The organism is Mycobacterium sp. NGS49, assembly GCF_059812565.1.
Genome location: NZ_JCALCX010000009.1, coordinates 181,163 through 201,121 on the forward strand (window position 1 = coordinate 181,163; position 19,959 = coordinate 201,121).

Consider the following 19,959-nt stretch of genomic DNA (forward strand, 5'->3'; position numbering starts at 1 on the left):
CGCGCACTCACTCCACCGCCCAGCCGTAGTCCGACGGCACGGTGCACAACAGCTCGCGGATGGCTTCGAGTGAGTCCTTGCGCTGCGGCGAGTGTCCGTGGTTCTCGATCACCAGGTGGTCGCCGGACATCCCGCAGCCGTAGAAGTCCAGCGGCACGGTGATCGAGCAATAGAACTGTCCGCGAAAGCCTTCCAATTCGATGTCGGACGGCATCCGCACGTTGGGCAGTGCGCTCACATCGGTGCAGAACACCAGCGGCGGCAGCCCGGCCGGCGTTCCCTCGAAAGCCACGCCGAAGTTGAGCCCGGACTGCTGGACGACGCCGTCGGCGATGTCGGAGCGGAAAGTGGCGCCGATATCGGTCGCCAGGTCCACGATGTCGGTGTCCGGGCCGATCTCGGCCAGGTAGGTGGCCACTCCCACCAGGTTGGTGGCCTCGGTCGGGGCGACTGGCGGGCTCAGGAAATAGCGCAGGTCGACCGGGTAGACGTAGGGGATGGGAACGTGTGGGGTCTCCCGTAGCCGCCACTCGGTCATCAGGATCGCCGCTGCCACCACGGTGTTGACGCTGACCCGGTTCTCCCGCGCGAACTCCACCAGATCCGTTGTCTCCTGCTCGGTGAGCCGGACGCGGGTGACCGGAACCGGTTGCGGGAAACCAGGAGTCGCGACCAGCGTCGGCTTGACCGAGGGTGGCAGGTCGTAGGCGAACATCACCGGCAGGAACCGTTCCACACCCGTCATACCGAGCTTTTTGACACCCCGCTGTTCGAGCACCACCTCCAGCGGCTGCGGCGCGGACTGGGGGTTGACCGGGCCCGGGTCGCCGGTGGTCACCACATCGGTGTAACGGGAGAACAACTCGTCGAAAAGGCCGGCGCCGTGGTGACCGTCGGCGATGCTGTGGTGCAGGAAGATGGTGAGTTCCGAGGTCTTCTCGTGCAGGGTCAGGCGCAGATTCAGCAGTGTCTGGCCCTGATCCAGGGTCACCTGCGCGGTGCCGAGCACGCCTTCGGGGCCGTCCTCCACCACGATCCCCGGATGCAGCATGTCGTCGGATACCAGGTTCCAGCCGCCGTCGGGGCTCTTCTCGAGGTGGCTGGCCAGGATCGGGTGCGCATCGACGAGTGCGTCGAACGCGTCGGACAGCGCGTCGGCGTCGACACGGCCGCGCAGCTGCACGGTGACGGCGGTGAAGACCTCGTACTGGGCGAATACTTCCTCGCTGCGGGACAGCTTTCGGATCACCGATCCGGGAAACACGTTAAGAATCCAGCCTTTCCATCAGTGCGTGCTGGCTCGTTTGTATCCGATGGCCATCGGGACGGCGCAGGCGGCGGCTATCCCGGCGCTCCACAGCAGTGTCGTGATCATCGGTGCCAGCACCGGGCCGCCGGCCGAGAGCCCGCGCATGGCCGCGATCGCGTAGCTCACCGGTTGGTGTTCGACGATCGGCTGAATCCACTTTGGGTACTGGTTGAGTGGCAGCAACCCGGTGGAGAAGAAGATCAGCAGCAGCTGCCACAGCTCAACCGCTTCCACCACCAGGGTTTTCGACGTGAACAACGCGATGGTGGTGGTGAGAGCGGCGAACGCCATTCCGAAGATCACCGGGACGCCCAGCCACATCACGGTGGCCAGCGCGCCGCCCCGGAAACGGAAACCCAGCGCCACGCCGGCGCCGAGCATCACACCGGTGGTGACCAGGATCCGGATCGCCTCGGCGATGATGCGCGCCAGCGGGCCCGAAGCCCGGTGCACCGGCATCACCCACAGCCGGGTCAGCAGCCCGCTCTGCTGTTCGCGCATCAGGTCGATCGCGACGAACGCCGAACCGCTCACCGCCCCTCCCAGCGCAAGGAGCGGCACGATGCTGTAGAGCGCGCTGTCGTGCGTCATGGCATAGATCAAATTGCCCAGCACGATGTAGAGCACCAGCATGAAGGCCACCGGCAACACCAGTGCCTCCATGACCGTGACCAGGTCGCGTCCCCACCGGTTGAGGATGCGTTGGGTCTGCACCAGCGTCTGGGAGACCAGCAGCCGTAGCGAGCTTTCCGGCGCCCGGGCCGTTGCGGCCGCGGTCACGGGCGCCGCGACAAGACGACGACGGACACCGGCACCAGGAACAGCGCGAAACCGGCGAGCCACAACAGCGGTGGCGTCATGACCGACCACGTCACCGGCACCGGCGACTTGACGGTATCGCCGGCCAGTGCGCGCAGCGCGATCACCAGCTGCGAAATCGGCTGATTGCGGACGACCGGCTGTATCCAGTGCGGGAACATCTTGAGGGGCTGCAAACCGACCGACAGCAGCCCGAAGATCAGGATCGGCATGGTCAGCAGCGGCAGCATGGCATCGGGGTTGCGGGTGGCGGTGCCGATCAGGTCGGCGCCGAACGACAACAGCACCCCGATGACGATGGCCAGCACGCAGAATCCCGCGATGTACAGCGCCCCTCGGTGAAACCGGAATCCGATCACGTGGGCGGCGATCAGCGAGACGGTCAATCCGACACAGCAGCGGTACACGCTGGCCGAGACGCGGGCCAGCACCGGTGTCAACGGTGCGATCGGCATCGACCGAAACCGCCGGTTGACGCCGTGCAGCGAATCGGTCGCCGCCCGAAACGCCGACGAGATGGCCGCAAAAGCGATGGCCTGCAAGGTGATCAGCGGTGTGATGTACTGCCCCAGGTTGCTCGCGATGCCACTGCCGGCCCCGCCTACATAGTGATTCCACGGGATGGAGAACGGGATGTAGAAGCCCACCGCGAAGGCGAGCGAGGCGCCGATCGCGGTGATCAGTTCGCCGTTGCGCAGTGTCGGTGCGATGAAGCGCACGGTGAGCACCCACCACTGTTGCAGCATCGACTGCTGCAACCTACCCGTCGCGGCCGCGGCGGGGGCGCTCACCGCACCGCCTCGGCGGTGAGGTGACTCAGCCCCCGCGACTCGCTGGGATCGGCGGTCATGGAAAGGAATACGTCGTCGAGCGACGGCCGGCGCAGCGCGATGTCGGCCGGTTCGAGGTGGGCGGCGTTGAGCAACCGCACCGCCTCGATCAGCGTGCCGGTGCCGTCCGGTGCCGGCATGGTGATCCGGTCGGACTCGAGAGTCAGCATGGTCCGTTGATGTTCGGGTAGCAGCGGCCCGAGCGCGGCGACCATTGCCGGCAGGTCTTTGATGTTGCGCGGCACGACTTCGCAGAATGTGCCGCCGGCGCGGTGCTTGAGCTCGTTTGCGGTGCCCTCGGCGATGATGGTGCCCCGATCGATCAGGATGATGCGGTCGCTGAGGGCATCCGCCTCCTCCAGGTACTGGGTGGTCAGCAGCGTGGCGATGCCGAGCCTCTTGAAGTTGGTCACCAAGTCCCAGATGGCTTGCCGGCTGCGGGGATCCAGTCCGGTAGTCGGTTCATCCAGGAACGCCACCAGGGGCTGGACCACCAGACCGCAGGCGATGTCGATGCGGCGACGCATGCCCCCCGAATAGGTGCTCACCCGACGTTTGGCGGCGTCCACCAGATCGAACTGTACGAGCAGTTCCGCCGCGCGGGCGCGTGCGGTGGACTTGGAGAGCCCATACAGACGGCCGAACATCACCAGATTCTGCTCGCCGGAGAGCATGTCGTCGATGGCGACCTGCTGCCCGGTGAGCATGATGGACCGCCGCACGCCGGCCGGGTCGGAGACGACGTCGTGACCGGCCACGCTCGCCGAACCCTTGGTCGGCTCAGTCAGCGTCGACAGAATGTCCACCATGGTGGTCTTGCCGGCTCCGTTGGGGCCGAGCAGACCGATCACTTCGCCCCGGCCGACCTCGAAACTGACGTCGTCGAGCGCCACGACCTGTCCGGACCGGGTGCCGAACGTCTTTCCGACCCCGTTGACGACCACCGCTGCATCACTTGGCATCCGAGTCTCCTCAGTCCAGGCTCGACAGGTCCACCAGGGCACCCGCTTCGGCGACGCCCTCGATCTCGCTCTCCAGCTGCTCGGCGGCGATCCCTTCCTGGATCAGCTCGCTCAGCGCCTGCGGGAAGGTCCGTGACAGCGCCTGCACCGTTTCGCCGGAGATCCTGCGGGTGTCGTACCACCAATCGACGTGTGTCGAGCCCGCGAACCGGTACACGCGCACCTCGAGGGCATGGCCCAGGCCCGGTATGGTTTCGCGCACCGGCATGGTGACGTCGGAATCGAACTGCACCGGGGCGTCGATGGGCGGGAGTTCGGGAATCGTACCGGCATAACGGAAGTGGATGTCGGGTGTGCGCTGGGCGCCGAAGGCGCGCCCGGTCGGCGCGTAGAGGTAGCGCAGCAGCCCGTAGCCGATTCCGTAGTGCGGAACCGATTTCAGGGTGTGGTGCACCGCGTCCAGTTGTTCGATCACCGTGGAGCCCTCACCGGTGGCGCAGGCCAGCGGCACCGGGTAGTAGGTCGTGCACCAACCGGCGGTACGACGCAGGTCGACGTCCGGTCGCAGCACCGAGCGTCCCTCGCCCTCCAGTTCGACGGCGACCACACCGTCGCCGACCGTCTGGGCGATGGCGCGGCCCAGCGCGGTGAGCAGGATCTCGGAGATGGAGCGCCGGAACCTGCGGCGCGCGTCGTCCAGTTCGGAGGTCCGCCCGGCATCGAGGGTGCAGGACACCCTGGCCAGGTCGGCCGCGGTCGGCGGCGCGGTTTCGGATTCCGACAACCAGCGGGTTACCTTGGCCGCGTTGTCCATCCAGAAGGACCTGGTCTCCAGCGCCGCCGGATGCGTTGCCAGCGCGGCCGTGCGCTGCGACCACTCCCGCCAGCCGGTCACGGGCTGCTCGAGCGTGATGTCGCCGCCGGCCAGATGCTGTCCGAAAGCGATGACGATGTCGCTGCCCAGGATCTGGTGTGAGGCCGTGTCGGCCACCATCGCATGAATCCCGAGCCCCAGATAGTTCGGGCCGCCGGAGGAGGTGGTGATATGCACGGCGGTCAGCGGTGCGGTGGAATCGCCCTGCTCGGCAATCACTTCGGCGAGCACCGACGCCGGCTCACTCCCGTCGGGCAGGGCACGGGTCACCAAAGCCGTGAACTCCGCGGGTGGGCCGACGTGCTGTTCCCACACGCCCCCATTGTCGACCAGTTGCAGCCGCAACGCGTCGTGATGGCTGGAGACCGCCGTCAGCACCGTCCGGATGTCGTCCGGACTCACCTTCGGGTCCAATCGCAGGATCAGCGGCACCCGCCAGCGGCCGCCGTCTTGCAGTCCGTGCTCGAGGAAGTACGCCGTGTTCGGCAGGATCGCCGGATCCGCTTCCGGCTCGGGTGGTTTGGCCAGACCGCTGGCCGCGAACGCGGCGTCCACCGCGGCGGTGAGCGATGCCAGGGTGGGGTGCTCGTAGAGATCCTGCGGGGTGATGCTCAACCCCTCGTTGGAGGCGGTCATCGCGATGCTGATCGCCATCAGCGAATCGCCGCCCAGGTCGAAGAAATTGGCGTTGGGGTCGATCGAGGGGACCCCGAGGCACTGCTGCCAGACACGTTGCAGCGTGATGCCGGTCTGCGACGGCCCGGTCACATCGGCGGCGGGTTCGACGTGGTCACCCAGCGACGCGCCACTGTCGGGTGCCGCCGCAGCGGACTCCCAGACGGTCGTCCTGGGTTCGATCCAATGCCGTTGGCGTTCAAAAGGATAGCCCGGCAGGGACACGATGTGGGGTGACACCGAATGCCGCGGCGACCAGTCCACATCGACTCCGGCCGACCAGAGTTCGCCCAGGGCGCGCAGGAAGGTCTCGCGGTCGTCGGCCTGCTGGATGGGGTGGCGCATGAGCCGGACGGAGCGGTTGCCGCTCGACCACCTCGGGTGCCGGATCGCCGAACCGGTCAGGCTGCCGCCCGGCCCGACCTCGACCAGGATGCGATTGGGTTCGGACAGCACCGCGTCGAGTTCGTCGGCGAACCGGATGGTGGAACTGATCTGGCGGGTCCAGGTGTCGGGGTCGGTGGCCTGCTCGTCGGTCAGCCAGGTTCCGGTGAGGTTGCTCAGCAGCCGGGTGTCGGGAGTCTTCAGCTGCTGGCGGGACAGGAATTCGCTGAATTCGCCCAGCATGCCGTCCATCTGGCCGGTGTGGAAGGCGTGGGTGGCGCGCACCCGCCGTACCGGGATGCCCCGCTCGCCCAGCCGCTGGGTGAAGGCGCGGATGGCCTCCTTGGGACCGGCGACCACACAGTTGCCGGGGTCGTTGACCGCAGACACCTCCGCCCCCGGCACCAGGTGCTGTGCCAGCTCGGCGGGGCTGAGTGCCACGGCGACCATCGCCCCGGGTGGGGACTCGTGCATCAGCCGGGCCCGCAGCGACACCGTCTTGATGGCGGTCTGCAGGTCGAAGACCCCGGCCAGCGTGGCCGCGATGTATTCACCCGTGCTGTAACCGATGTAGGAGCCGGCGCGCACCCCGTAGCTGTCGACCAGCTTCGCCAGCGCATATTCGACGGTGAACAGCGCGGGCTGGGATCGGTCGATGCGCTCCAAGTCGGCGGCGGATCCACTGAATATGGCCTCGTGCAGGTCCAGGCCAATCTCCGCCTGGAAGGCCGTGGCGCACGCGTCGAAGTGCTCGGCGAACACGGGCTCGGTGTCGTACAGACCCTTGGCCATGCCGGGATGCTGAGCGCCCTGGCCGGGGAACAGGAAGACGACCTGCTCGGCGGTTGCCGTCTGACCCGCGGACTCACCGACGAAGACGTTGTCGTGCTCGGTGGCGCGCAGCAGTGTGATCGCCTGTGCCCGGTCGGCGGCGACGGCGGCCATGGTGACGTGGTGTCTGCGCCGGCCGGCCAGCGTGTGGGCGACATCGGCCAGGCCGGGGGCGTTCGGGCGCTCCAGCGCGGTGGCCAGGGCGGTACGCGCCTCGCCCAGGGCGTCTGCGGTACGCGCCGAGACCAGCAGCACCTGCGGGCCCTCGGGCTCGGCCTGCGTCACGACCTCGGGGGCCTCTTCCACCACGAGGTGGGCATTGGTGCCGCCGATACCGAACGAGCTCACCCCGGCCCGCCGCGTTCCGTCGGATTCCCATGCACCGTAACGGCTTTGCACCGTGAACGGCGTCTCGTCGAGATGCAGCTCCGGGTTGGGGCTGGTGTAGTGCAGGGTGGCGGGGATCGCCTTGTTCTTCAGGCACAGGATGGTCTTGATGAGGGCGGCGATTCCGGCGGCCACCTCAAGGTGACCGATGTTGGACTTGACCGAGCCGATCACGCACGGCGCGGATCGCGGTTCCGCGGCTGCTTCGAACGCCGTTCGCAGGCCCTGGATTTCGATGGGGTCGCCCAACGGTGTTCCGGTGCCGTGGGTTTCGACGTAGCCGATGGTCGAGGCGTCGACGTCGGACACCGCATGGGCCTCGGCGATGCAGTCGGCCTGGGCCGACGCGCTGGGCGCCGCGAAGCCCATCTTCGCCGAGCCGTCGTTGTTGATCGCCGAGCCGCGGATGACGGCGTGGATCCGGTCTCCGTCGTCCAGGGCGGTCTGCAGCGGCTTGAGCACCACCAGCCCGACACCGCTGCCGAAGACGGTGCCGTCCGCGCGGACGTCGAACGGGCGGCAGTGCCCGACCGCCGAAAGCATTTGGCCCGGCGAATGCCAGTACCCGACATGGTGTGGGACGCAGAGGGATACGCCGCCGGCCAGTGCCATGTCGCACTCGCCGGAGAGCAGGCTCATGCAGGCCAGGTGCACCGCCACCAGCGATGACGAGCACGCCGTCTGCACCGCCATGCTCGGGCCGCGCAGGTTGAACTGGTGCGAGATCCGGGTGGCCAGGAAGTCCTTGTCGTTCTGCAGGAACATGCTGAGCTGATCCCAGTTCAGGCCCTCGGCCAGCACGGCGTTGGGATCCTGATGCGACAGCAGGTTGTGCAGCAGATAGCCACTGGGCGAGCTGGTCCCGTACACGCCGATGGAGCCGTCATACCGGGCCGGATCGACGCCGGCGTCTTCCAGCGCATGCCAGGCGCACTGCAGGAACAACCGGTGCTGCGGGTCCAGCGAGCGGGCGACCAGCGGCGGGAACCCGAAGAAGTCGGCATCGAATTCGTCGACCCCGTCGACGATCGGCGCCCGCCGCACATAGGACGGGTTTGCCAATGCTTTGTCGCTGATCCCGGCGTCGCGAAGCTGTTGTTCGGAGAGGGTGACGATGGATTCCTTGCCGCGGCGGAGGTTGTCCCAGAACGCCGACACATTGTTGGCGCCCGGGAACTTGCCGGCCATGCCGACCACCGCGATCGCGTTATCGGGAATGCTCACTGGTCTAACCTCCGTGTAGTTCAGATCGAGTCCGTCGCCGCTGTGCGGCTGTCTGTCGCGCCGCCGCGCGTTGCTGAGCGCGGTCGCGGACGGTGGTACTCGTTTCGGTCGCGGGTTCGGGGTCCGACAGGCCGAGTTGGCGCATCAGATCGGCGGTCAGGTCGTGCAGGGTCGCACCCTGCAGCAGCAGCGCCACTGGCGGTTCGGCGCCGAAGTCGGCGCGGGAGGTGTTGCGGATGCGCACGGCCATCAGCGAATCCATGCCGAGGTCGAGCAACGGCAGGCCAGGATCGACGGCGGATTTGTCGCCATACCCCATCACCGCCGCGATCCGGGACCGGAGCAGGTCCGTCATGACGCGCGCCGCCTCGGCCGGGGCCAGGTCGCGCAGCGAGTCGGGACCGGCCCAGTCGTCGCCGCCGCCGGCGGCTTCCAGTTCCCGGACCACGACGGAGAAGAAGTCGTGGTGGCGGATCTCGGGGAAGGCGATCAGTGCCCGGTCCGGACGCAGTCGCGCGACACCGGTGTGGCTGCGACCGCCGGCCAACAACGAGTCCATGGCCGCGAGCCCCTCTGCCGGTGTGATCGGGTCCAGCACGCTGCTGGCCAGGGTGCTGGCCATGCCGACGTCCGACCACGGGCCCCAGTTGATCACCGCGGCAGGCAGTCCGGCGGCGGTGCGCTCCGCGACCAGCGCGTCGAGCCACGCGTTCGCGCACGCGTAGGCACCCTGCCCAGGGGCGCCGAGCAGCGAGGCGGTGGAGGAGAAGCCCACCCACCAGTCCAGCTCGCGGCCGGCGCTGGCTTCGTGCAGCCGTTGCGCACCAATGGCTTTGGGTGCCCAGACCCGGTCGAGGCTGTCCTTGGTCATGGAGTACAGCAGGGCGTCGTCGATGACGGCGGCGGAGTGCAGGATGCCGCTGAGCACCCGGTCGCCGTCCTCTGCGGCCGCGACAAGCTGCTCGGCCACGCCGGGGGCGGCGACATCACCGCGGACGATCACGATCTCGGCGCGGCTCTCCAGTTCGGCCAGAATCTTGCGCTGTTCTTCGCCGGGTTCGCTGCGGCCGTTGAGGACCACCCGGCCCGCACCGCCGTCAACCAGCCAACGCGCCACCACCAGGCCCAGGCCGCCGAGGCCGCCGGTGATGATGTAGCCGGCACCCGCGCGAACCACCGGATGGCTCTGGGCGGCGCCGAGGGTGGCACGGCTGAGCCGTTCGACGTAGCGGTGCCCGTCGCGGTGCGCGATCACCGTGGTCAGGAGCTCGGCTTCGGGTGCATTGAGTTCCGCGATCAGGCTGTCGGTCCCGGAATCCAAATCGACCGTGGAATCCAAATCCACCAGCGTGGCGCGCAATTCGGGGTGCTCGTAGGTCAGCACCCGGATCAGGCCCTTGCACGCCCCGATCGCCGGTTGCCCGGCTTCTTGCCCGACGGCCAGGCCGCCGCGGCTGACCAGCCAGAGGCGCGGGGGTTCGCCGTGCCAGCCCCCGACGACGGCGCGGACCACGGTGCTGATCGACCACACCAGGTCGCGGGCCTGGGTCGCGTCGGACGCGTTGCCGACGAAGATGATCACGCCGGCGGGCGGGTATTCGGGGTCGCCCGCGGTCTCGGCGAACGCGGCCAGCATCGCGGGTTCGTCGTCGAGTGCGGCGGTGAGCACCCGATGATGTTCGGATCGCCAACCGGCGGCGAACTCCTCGGCCGAGGCATTGGCGCCGTGGGTGGCCAGCACCAGCCAGCTGCCGCGTGCCGCCGCGGCGGGCTCGACGGGCAGCGGCTGTTCCACCCACGTCGCTTCAAAGATCTTCTGCCCCAGAGGCAGTGGCACGCTGCGCCGTTCCACCGAGCGCAGGAAGATGTCGTTGATCTCGGCGGTCACGTTGCCGGCCGCGTCCATCAGCAGAATCCGGCCGAGCTTGCCGCTCCCGCCGGCGTCGAGGTTGGTGAGGGTGGCGCGGCAGCGGGCGTAGCGGCCCGGGTTGCCGTATATCCGCAGGCTCGCGAAGGAGACCGGGAGATACGTGGAGGCCCCGCCGGCCTCATCCGAAGGCATCGCGGCCCCGAGGCTCTGCAGCGCGGCGTCCAGCAGTGCCGGATGGATGCGGTAGCCGGGGTGCCTGGGCGCCTCGACGGGCAGGGTGATCTCGGTTTCCACCGAGCCGTCGGTCAGCCGGTCGATGCGGGTCAGAGCGGCGAAGGCCGGACCGTAGTGCAAGCCGGTCTGACGCAGCAGCGCGTAGAAATCGGCGGGTGCGACAGAGGTCTGGCATTGCCCGCTCACCGGCACGGATCCCGCTTCGGCGGCGGTTGTCTCCACCTTCGCCAAGGCGTGCCGGGTCCAGTCGCCGCCCCCGGCCCGCGAATGGATCTCGATGCGAATCTTGCTGTCGCCGTTGCGGATCAGCTGGGTGGTCAGTTGGGTGTGGGTGTCCAGGGTGAGCATCTGCTCGACCTCGAGTTGATTGATCGACAACCTCTCGACGGGCAGGCCGAGTCCTTCGCTGGCGGCCGCCAGGGCGATCTCGGCATAGCCCGCGGCCGGCATGATGGACTGCCCGAACACCTGGTGGTCGGCGAGCCAAGGGGAGACGGCGGTGCCGACGTCGGCCTGCCACACGTGATCGCGGCTGGACGGCACTTCGACGTGAATGCCGAGCAACGGGTGGTTCAGCATCAGGTCCGCCGTCGAGGAACGATCCTGCACCCAGAATTGCCGGTGCTGCCAGGCCATGGTGGGTATGTCGGCCAGCCGGCCACCGGCGGTCGTCGGGGGGTGCTTGGCGACCTGGGCGAGATGGGCGCGGAAGGTGACGGTGTCGTCGGCATCGCGCTGCAGAGTGCCGACCGCGCGGTATTCCGGGTCATCGAGGGTTTCGGTGATGGCGTGGGTCAGCAGCGGGTGGGCGCTGACTTCGATGAAGGTGTGGTGATGGCCGCCGGCGACGCTGGCGGCCTGCAAGATGGCCTGCTGGAAGCGCACCGGGTTGCGCATGTTGACCGCCCAGTGCTCGGCATCGAAAACCGGCGTGGTGTCCGGGCTTTCGTAAGTGGTGGAGATGATCGGGATGGTCGGAGTGCGGGGCGCCAGATCGGCCAGTTCGGCACGCATGGCCGGCTGCAACGCGTCCATGGCCGGGTTGTGCGGCGCCACTTCGATGTTGACCCGGCTGGCGAACCGGTCCTGGGCGCGCGCCTTTTCGATCAACTCGTCGATCTGCCCGGTGGGCCCGGAGATCACGGTTTGGCGCGGCGAGTTGTAGATGCCCAGCGTCACCTGCGGGTAATCGACGATCAGCGCCTCGGTGGCCTCGGCGTCGAGCTCCAGCAGCGCCATCCCGCCCTGCCCGGACAGCGGCGCCATCAGCCGGGCCCGGGTCGCGGTGACCCGCAATCCTTCGGCGGGCGTGAGTGCCCCGGCGACCACCGCGGCGGCCACCTCGCCCATGGAATGGCCGATCACCAGGTCGGGCTCCACCCCGTAGGAACGCCACAATGCGGTGAGCGCCAATTGGATGCCGATCAGACCCAACTGGATCTGCTCGATGCCCACCAATTCCCGGCCGCCCGCCAGCACGTCATGCAGCGAGAAACCGGCCTGGGCAACGAAATCGGGCTCGAGCTCGGCGACCGCCTCGGCGAACGCGGGCTCGTCGGCCAACAACCGGCGACCCATGCCCGCCCACTGTGACCCGCGCCCGGAGTAGACGAACACCGTCCCAGCACCGGGTGACCCCGTCCGGGTGCCGACCACGCCCGAGGCCGGCTTGCCGGCGGCGAGGGCGCGCAGCCCGGCGATAGCCTGGTCGCGGTCGCGCGCCACCACGGCGCCGAACCTGGCGTGCCGGGCCCGGTGAAAATCGAGCGTGTGCGCGACGTCGGCCAGCGGGACGTCAGCTCCGTCCAGCCAGTCCGCCAGTGCGCCCGCCGCGGCGGCCACCCGCTGCGGCGTCTTACCGGACACCACCAGCGTCGACACCGGCTGGTTGGTAGCTGTCTGCGGCACAGCAACATTCGGGGCCTGCTCGATCACCACATGCGAGTTGGTGCCGCTGAGCCCGAACGACGACACCGCCGCGCGGCGGGGACCCGAATCGGCGGGCCACGGGGTGGTTTCGGTGGGCACGAACAGCCGGGTCGACGACGCGTCGATGGCCGGGTTCCACCGGGTGAAGTGCAGGTTTCGCGGAATAGAACCGTGCTGCACCGCCAGAATCGCCTTGATCAGCCCGGCGACACCGGCCGCCGCCTCGAGGTGACCGAGGTTGGTCTTCACCGCGCCGAGGGCGCAGCGGCCTGCGCTCTGATTTTTCTGAAGGCCGTAGGTGGCTGACAGCGACTCGAACTCGATCGGGTCACCCAGAATGGTTCCGGTGCCGTGGGCTTCGACGTAGTGCACACTTTCCGCGCTCACATCCGCTTGTCGCAGTGCGGTGGTGATGACATCGCGCTGGGCCATCGCGTTCGGCGCGGTCATGCCGTTGGAGCGGCCGTCCTGGTTGATCGCCGATCCGCGGATCAGCGCCAGGACCCGGTCGCCGTCGCGGGTGGCGTCGGACAGCCGCTTGAGCACCACCACACCGCAGCCCTCGCCGCGGGTGAAGCCATCAGCCATGGCGTCGAAGGCTTTTGAGCGACCGGTCGGGGACAGCGCCGACCACTTCGAGACCGCGATCGCGGCGAACGGCGACAGGGCCAGCTGCACACCGCCCGCCAGTGCCACGTCACTTTCCCGCAGCCGCAGCGATTGACAGGCCAGGTGCACCGCTACCAGCGATGACGAACACGCGGTGTCCACCGCAACCGCCGGGCCGCGCAGGCCGAGCAGGTAGGCGATGCGGCCCACCGCGGCCGCGTGCGGCGTGCCGGTGGACAGATAGGCGTCGATCTCGGCGCGACGCTCGATGTTGACGATGGTGTAGTCCCACGTCGACAGGCCCATGATGGCGGCGGTTCGGCTGCCGCTCAGCGAATCAGGGGCCAGCCCGGCGTGTTCCAGCGACTCCCAGGCGACCTCGAGCAACACCCGGTGCTGCGGATCCATCGCGGCGGCCTCGCGCGGGGTGATGCCGAAGAACTCGGCATCGAACCCGGCGACGTCGTCGATGAACCCGCCCCACTTGGTGGTCATCTTGCCCGGTGTCTCCGGGTCCGGGTCGTAGAACGCGTCGCCGTCCCACCGGTCGGCCGGCACCTCGCGGATGGTGTCGCGGCCGTCGAGCAACAGCTCCCAGAAGTCTTGCGGCCCGGTCACATTCCCGGGCAGCCGGCAGCCCATGCCGATCACCGCGATCGGCTCGGCGACGTCGGTGGGGAATGCGGTGCCCGCGCGCACCAGTTCGCGCGCCAGGACCTCGCGGGCCTTCGGTGACATTTGGGCCGCGCGTTCGGCCAGACTCGTCATTACTCCGCGCCTTCCGTTGCCGCTTCGAGCTCGCTGGCCGCGACCAGGTCAGACAGCAAATCCAGTTCATCGTCGGACAATTCGTCGTCCACTTCGGCGTCGGCGACCTCGACGGCCTCCGACTCGTAGCCCAGCCGCTCGCACAGTGCACCGGCCAGGTCGGTGATGGTCGGGTAGGCCCAGACCAGGGCCACCGGCAGGGTGGTCCCCAGACTCGCCTCCAGCCTGTTGCGCAATTCCAGGGCCATCAGCGAATCCAGGCCCAGCGACTCCATCGGCTGGTCGTGGTCGATCGGGTCGGTCGAGCGCAGTACCGCCCGGATCTCGTCGGCGATGGCCGTCGCGAGTCGCGCCGGGCGTTCGGCGGGTTCGGCTGCGTCCAGCTCCGCGCGGATCCGGCCGCCGCCGGTGCGCTGCTCGACCGTGATGGATTCCTGCAGGGCCGCGAACAACGACGAACCCGCTGCGGCGGGAAAGGATTGGAACCACTGACGGGCGTCGAGCGCGAAGACGCCGGTGCGGGCCCGGTCGGCGGACAGCACCAACTCCATCGCCGCCAGCCCCTGCGCCGGGGTGATCATCGAAACACCGAGGTCGGCGAAGAACTGGGCGCGGCCCACTTCGGCCCAGGGGCCCCAGTTGATTCCCGCGGCCGGCAATCCCAGGGACCGGCGGTAGGCCACCAGTCCGTCGATCCAGGAGTTCGCCGAGGCATACGAGCCCTGACCGGGTGCGCCGACCAGCGAGGAGACCGACGAGAACGACACCCACCAATCCAGGTCGGAATCCTTGGTCGCCTCGTGCAGCCACCACCCGCCGGCCACCTTGGGAGCGAACACCCGCGCCGACGCTGATTCGGAGATGTTCAGCACGATCTCATCAGCCAGCACCATCGCACTGTGCACCACTCCGGCCAACCGCACGCCGGCATCTGCGACAGCGGCCACCAGGCGGCGTGCGGTTTCGGGGTCGCTGAGGTCGCCGGTGACCACCTCGACGCGGCCGCCCGCGTCGTTGATGTCGTCGATCGCCGTCTGCACCTCGGGGCCGGGTGCCGAACGTCCGTTCAGCACAACCAGTCCCGCGCCGTTCTCGGCCAGCCATCGTGCGGTGACGAAACCCAGACCGCCCAGGCCGCCGGCGACCACGTATCCACCGTCGGGCCGGACCAGTGGCTGGGCCGGGCGTGCCGCGAGTGCGGTGATGCTGCCGGTCTGCGGTATGGATATGACGATCCGGCCGGTGTGCCCGCCCGATCTCGACAATCGCAGTGCCTCGGTCGCATGCTCGATCGGAAACTCGGTGACCGGCAGCGGCGCCAACCGGCCCGCGACGGCGTGCGCCAGGATCTCTTCGAGGTAGGCGCGGTAGCGCCGGGGTTGCAGGCGCAGGTTCAAGCCGATGTCGACGACCGAGAACGACGCGCTGCGGGGCAGCGCGCCCAGCCCGATAGACGTGTCGGTGGCACCCAGTTGAACGAACCGGCCACCCGGTGCCAGCAACTGGATTCCGGAGCGAATGGCTTCTCCGGAAGCCGAATTCAGCACGACGTCCACGGCGTCCTCGGGCGCGGAGGTGTACACGTGCGCACCGATGAGGGTTGCGATGGCGCAGGCCGCCAGGTCGACACCGTCGCCGGTGGGGTGGATGAGCACCGTTTCGCCGGGCGCCAGCTGCCCGACCGTGCACAGCGCATGCCACGCCGTCAGATAGGCCAGGCCGAAGCCCGCCGCCTGAGCATCCGTGAGCGCGTCGGGAATCGGGACCACAAGATCGGCCTGCGTGGTCAGGTGCGAGCCGAGGGGGCCGGGGCCGAAAGCGGCGACGCGCCTACCGGTCTCGGGTCCACGGGTGACCACGCCCACGCATTCGGTGCCGAAATCGGCCGCGCCACCGGCGTTCAGCGGGCCAAGGAGAACGCGGACCTCCACCTGGTTGTCGCCCGGCGCGGTGCGCCGGGCCGCGCGCACCTGCAGACCACCGTCGAGCGTGAATGCGCCGCCGGCGTCGATGTCCACTGTGGTGAAGCGGTTCTCGGGGGTCAGCTCACCCGCGGCCATCGGCGTGGCGACCAGCCGGCTCACATACCGTTGCCCGGCGCGCAAAGCCACCTCGTCCTGGGCGGATGCCGCCAGGAGTTCGTCGACGAGACCAGGAAGCGGTTCGGTACCGGCGGGGTCGAGATCGACCAGAGTGGTCCGGAGCTCCGGGTGCTCGAAGGTCAGTACCCGGGCGATGCCGCGAAGTGAACTCTGGGCCAGCGTGACCGACTCGCCGGCCTGCAGCTGCTGTGCCCCGCGCGTGACGATCCACAACCGCGGGCTGTTGCGGGCACCGACGCGCGACACCGTCCGGACGATGTCGGCGATGCGCAGGGTGCGGGCGCGGGCGAGGTCGAGTTGCGCCGGAATCGGCTGGGCTTCATCCACTTCGCGGGACGGGCACACTACTACGATGCCGTCCCAGGTGGTGTCGCGCTGACTGATTGCCGCCCGCACGGACTCGTCGCCGCAAACCAGATCACACCGGCTGGTCCGGTGGGCGAGTTCCGACCGCAACGCGGCCGTCAGCGGATCGTCGTCGGAGCCGACCAGCAACAGCGCCGCGGGCGCACCGGCCTGCTCGTCGGGCGGCGCCGGCCGCCATTCCACCGAGAACAGCCGATTGCCGAGTTCCCTTGCGCCGCCGGGTGACTGGAGCACGGCCATCTCGACCCGGTCGATCTCCAGCAGCGCCCGGCCGTCGGAATCGACCAGCAAGACCCGGCCGGCCCAGCGGTCCGGCTGGGCGGTCGGGGCGAGCGACGCGATCGTCGTGGCCCCGTTCACCACATCGCCGTACACCCGGACGCCCGCGAAACCCACCGGCAGCACCATGGCCGGCCGGCCGCCGGTGGTCAGGTCGGTGGCCTGTGCGGTGGCGCCGAGCGTCTGCATGGCGATGTCCATCATGACCGGATGCACCAGGAACTTTCGGGCTCCGGCCTTCGCGGACCCCGGCAACTGCACCCGGGCGTGGGCGGCACCCGACGGCAACACCGACAGTCCGACAATGCCCTGGAACGCCGGTCCGTGCTGCTGCCCGGCGGCACGCAGTCGTTGGTACAGCTCTTCGGGATCGAGCGCGGTGGCGCCCTCGGCGGACTCCGGTTCCTCCAGCGCGGCCGGTTCCGCGGGGACCAGCGTGGCGGTGGCGTGCTTGATCCAGCCGGAACTGGTGCTGCGGGTGCGGATCTCGACCCGGCACGACTGCTCGTCGCCGGTGAGGGTGGTGGCGATCACCGTGCCGTCGGTGACGTGCATCAGCTGGTCCAGGGTGAGTTCGCCGATCATCCAGGACCCGGCGTCCCCGAAGCTGTCCGTCGCCGCGGCCAGAGCGATCTCCGCGTAGGCCGCCCCGGGGAGCACGCAGACGCCGTCCACGCAGTGGTCGCCCAGCCAGAGCAGGTTCGGGCCGATGGTGCATTCCCACACCCGGGTGCCGTTGGTGGGATCGTTGACGCCGACGCCCAGCAAGGGATGGGAGTGGGCCCCCTGCGGTGTGCCCGAACCGGTGCTGATCCAGTGCCGGCTGTGCTGCCACGGCGTGCCCGGCAGCAACGGGTGCGGCTCGGGCGGGTGCGGTGTGTCGGGCGGGCGGGTGCCGTACGTGGCGTTGACGTTGGTGTGGAAGGTGACGGTGTCGTCGGTGTCGCGCTGCAAGGTGCCGAGCACGCGCGCGCCCGTGTCACCGAGGGTGTCGGTGATGGCGTAGGTGAGCAGCGGGTGCGGGCTCACCTCGACGAAGGTGTGGTGGTTGTGCGCCGCCAGGCTGACGGCCTGGTGGAAGCGAACCGGGTTGCGCAGGTTGGCGACCCAGTAGTCGGCGTCCATGAGCCCCGGCGCCGGGCCGTCGAAAGCCGTGGTGAGCAGTGGCAGGGTCGGCGTCTTCGGCGTCAGATCAGCCAGCGCGCAACGCAATTCGGGCAGAATCGGGTCGACGATGGGGTGGTGCGAAGCGACGTCGACCTCGATACGCCGCGCCAGCAGGTCCCGGGCGGCGACCGCAGCGATCACCGCGTCCACCTGGTCCGGCGGCCCGGCGATCACCGACTGGCGCGGCGAAGCGTGTACCGCGAGGGACAGCCCCGGATGGCCGGCGATCGCCGCCGCGGTGTCGTCGGCATCGAGTTCGAGCAGCGCCATCGCGCCCTGTCCGGCCAGCGCCGCCATCAACCGCGACCGGGTGGCGATCACCTTCAGGCCGTCGGCGGGGGAGAGCGCCCCGGCGACCACTGCCGCCGACACTTCGCCCATCGAGTGTCCGATCACCGCGTCGGGATTCACCCCGTGCTGCCGCCACAGCGCGGTGAGCGCGAGCTGTATGCCGACCAGCACCGGCTGGATGTTCTCGATGCCGACCACCTCGCGGCTCTCGGCCAGGGTCTGCTCCAGCGAAAAACCGCATTGCGCAACGAAATCGGGATCAAGCTCGGCGACCGCCGCGGCGAACGCGGGCTCGTCGGCCAGCAGTTGGCGCCCCATGCCGACCCACTGCGAGCCCTGGCCGGAGTAGACGAACACCGTGCCGGGCGCGGCGGAACCGTCATTGCAGACGGGGTCGGCTGCCACTGCGCGCAGTCCCGCAATCGCCTGCGCGCGATCCCGGGCCACCACGGTGGCGAACTTGACCTGCCGCGCGCGGTGATGGTTGAGCGTGTGGGCGACATCGGCCGGCGTCAGGTGCGCGCCGGGGCCCTCCCACCACTCGGCCAGGGCCGCTGCCGTGGCCGCGACCCGCTGCGGCGTCTTTCCCGAGACCACCAGGGTGGAGACGGGCGGGTGCGAACCGGCCGGAGCGGTAACCGAATCGGGCGCTTGTTCGACCACCACGTGCGCGTTGGTGCCGCTGACGCCGAACGAGGACACCCCCGCGCGGCGGGGCCGATCGGTGGTCGGCCAGGCCATGCCTTCGGCGGCGATGGTCAGCCGGGAGACGCCCTCGCTGACGTGCGGTGTCAACTGGCGGAAGTTGAGGTGCCGGGGGATCTGCCGGTGCCCCAGGGCCAGCACGGTTTTGATGAATCCGGCGATGCCGGCCGCGGCCTCCAGGTGGCCGAGGTTGGTTTTCACCGAGCCCAGCACCAGCGGTTGGCGGCCGTCGCGGTCGCTGAATACCTTGCTCAGCGAGTCGAGTTCGATGGGATCGCCCAGCGGGGTTCCGGTGCCGTGCGCCTCGACGTAGTCGATATCGGCCGGCGCCAGCTTGGCCGCCGTCAAAGCCTTGCGCAGCAACGCCTGCTGGGCGGGGCCGTTGGGCACCGTCACGCCGCTGCTGGCGCCGTCCTGGTTGACCGCCGAACCGCGGACCACGGCCAGGATGCGGTTGCCGTCGCGCTGCGCGTCGGCCAGTCGCTTGAGCACCACCACCCCGGCGCCTTCACTGCGCACGTACCCGTCCGCGGCGGCGTCGAAGGTTTTGCACTGGCCTTCCGGCGACAACATTCCCCAGCGCGAGCACGCGATGCTCGGCCCCGGACTCAGCAACAGGTTGGTGCCGCCGACCAGCGCCATGTCGCTCTCCCGGGACCGCAGGCTCTGCGATGCCAGGTGAATGGCCACCAACGACGACGAGCAGGCGGTGTCGATGACAACTGCGGGGCCTTGGGCCCCAAGGAAATACGCCAGCCGTCCGGCGGTGAAGTTCAGCGCGTTGCCGGTGGGGATGTAGGCGTCGAGATCCTCGGGGCGCAACTGGCCGGCCAGGGTGACCATGTAGTCGTAGGCGGTGACGCCGACGAAGACGGAAGTCTGGGTGCCCCGAACGGTGTGCGGGGCAACACCGGAGTTCTCCAGTGCCTCCCAGGCGACTTCGAGCAGCAACCGCTGTTGCGGGTCCATCGCCGCCGCCTCGCGCGGGGAGATGGCGAAGAACTCGGCGTCGAACTCCGCGGGCTGCCAACCGGTGAGGAAGCCGCCCTCGCGACTGCAGATGGTGCCGGGCACGGTGTGGTCGTCGGTGTAGAAGGCGTCGGCGTCCCACCGCTCCTCGGGCACCCGGATGATGCCACTTCTCCCGTCGCACAACAGGGTCCAGAACTCGTCCGGGTTGCTCACACCGCCGGGGAAGCGGCAGCCGATCCCGATCACGGCGATCGGTTCGTTATTGGCCTGTTCGGCGATCTCCAGGCGAACGGTGAGATCATCGATCTTGCGTAGCGCCTCGGTGATGATCGCCCGGCGGTCCGGTACCGTCGAGGCAGTCTGACTGGTCAC

7 protein-coding genes are annotated in these 19,959 nt (G+C 69.0%); all 7 read right to left on the minus strand.

Annotated elements, in window-relative coordinates; all coding sequences use genetic code 11:
• Window positions 1-7 precede the first annotated feature (7 nt).
• From AC5Y7D_RS11930 to AC5Y7D_RS11960, 7 genes are read right to left on the minus strand one after another with little or no spacing between them, the layout of a single operon-like run.
• Window positions 8-1,264, minus strand: coding sequence for a phthiocerol/phthiodiolone dimycocerosyl transferase (locus AC5Y7D_RS11930; protein WP_499924138.1), 1,257 nt, complete (start codon window positions 1,262-1,264; stop codon window positions 8-10).
• 21 nt (window positions 1,265-1,285) lie between these two features.
• Window positions 1,286-2,089, minus strand: coding sequence for an ABC transporter permease (locus AC5Y7D_RS11935; RefSeq protein WP_499924139.1), 804 nt, complete (start codon window positions 2,087-2,089; stop codon window positions 1,286-1,288).
• Complete coding sequence (locus tag AC5Y7D_RS11940; protein WP_499924184.1) at window positions 2,086-2,874, minus strand: ABC transporter permease; 789 nt, start codon at window positions 2,872-2,874, stop codon at window positions 2,086-2,088. Before AC5Y7D_RS11940 ends, AC5Y7D_RS11935 begins: the two co-directional genes overlap by 4 nt.
• 41 nt (window positions 2,875-2,915) lie before the next feature.
• Window positions 2,916-3,920, minus strand: a complete 1,005-nt coding sequence (locus AC5Y7D_RS11945; protein WP_499924141.1) for an ATP-binding cassette domain-containing protein — start codon at window positions 3,918-3,920, stop codon at window positions 2,916-2,918.
• Between the two features lie 10 nt (window positions 3,921-3,930).
• Window positions 3,931-8,295: a beta-ketoacyl synthase N-terminal-like domain-containing protein gene (locus AC5Y7D_RS11950; protein WP_499924142.1), complete on the minus strand. Its 4,365-nt coding sequence runs from the start codon at window positions 8,293-8,295 to the stop codon at window positions 3,931-3,933.
• Window positions 8,296-8,299: 4 nt separating this feature from the next.
• Complete coding sequence (locus AC5Y7D_RS11955) at window positions 8,300-13,705, minus strand: type I polyketide synthase (RefSeq protein WP_499924143.1); 5,406 nt, start codon at window positions 13,703-13,705, stop codon at window positions 8,300-8,302.
• Window positions 13,705-19,959 carry a type I polyketide synthase gene (locus AC5Y7D_RS11960; RefSeq protein WP_499924144.1) on the minus strand — a complete coding sequence of 2,085 codons (6,255 nt, stop codon included), beginning with the start codon at window positions 19,957-19,959 and terminating at the stop codon, window positions 13,705-13,707. The genes AC5Y7D_RS11955 and AC5Y7D_RS11960 overlap by 1 nt, the downstream gene beginning before the upstream one ends.

What these genes read in the sequence shown, in the direction of transcription:
- AC5Y7D_RS11940 (WP_499924184.1), bottom strand. Translation starts at nt 2,874, where the DNA reads ATGCTGCAACAGTGGTGGGTGCTCACCGTGCGCTTCATCGCACCGACA.
- AC5Y7D_RS11945 (WP_499924141.1), bottom strand. Translation starts at nt 3,920, where the DNA reads ATGCCAAGTGATGCAGCGGTGGTCGTCAACGGGGTCGGAAAGACGTTC.
- AC5Y7D_RS11955 (WP_499924143.1), bottom strand. Translation starts at nt 13,705, where the DNA reads ATGACGAGTCTGGCCGAACGCGCGGCCCAAATGTCACCGAAGGCCCGC.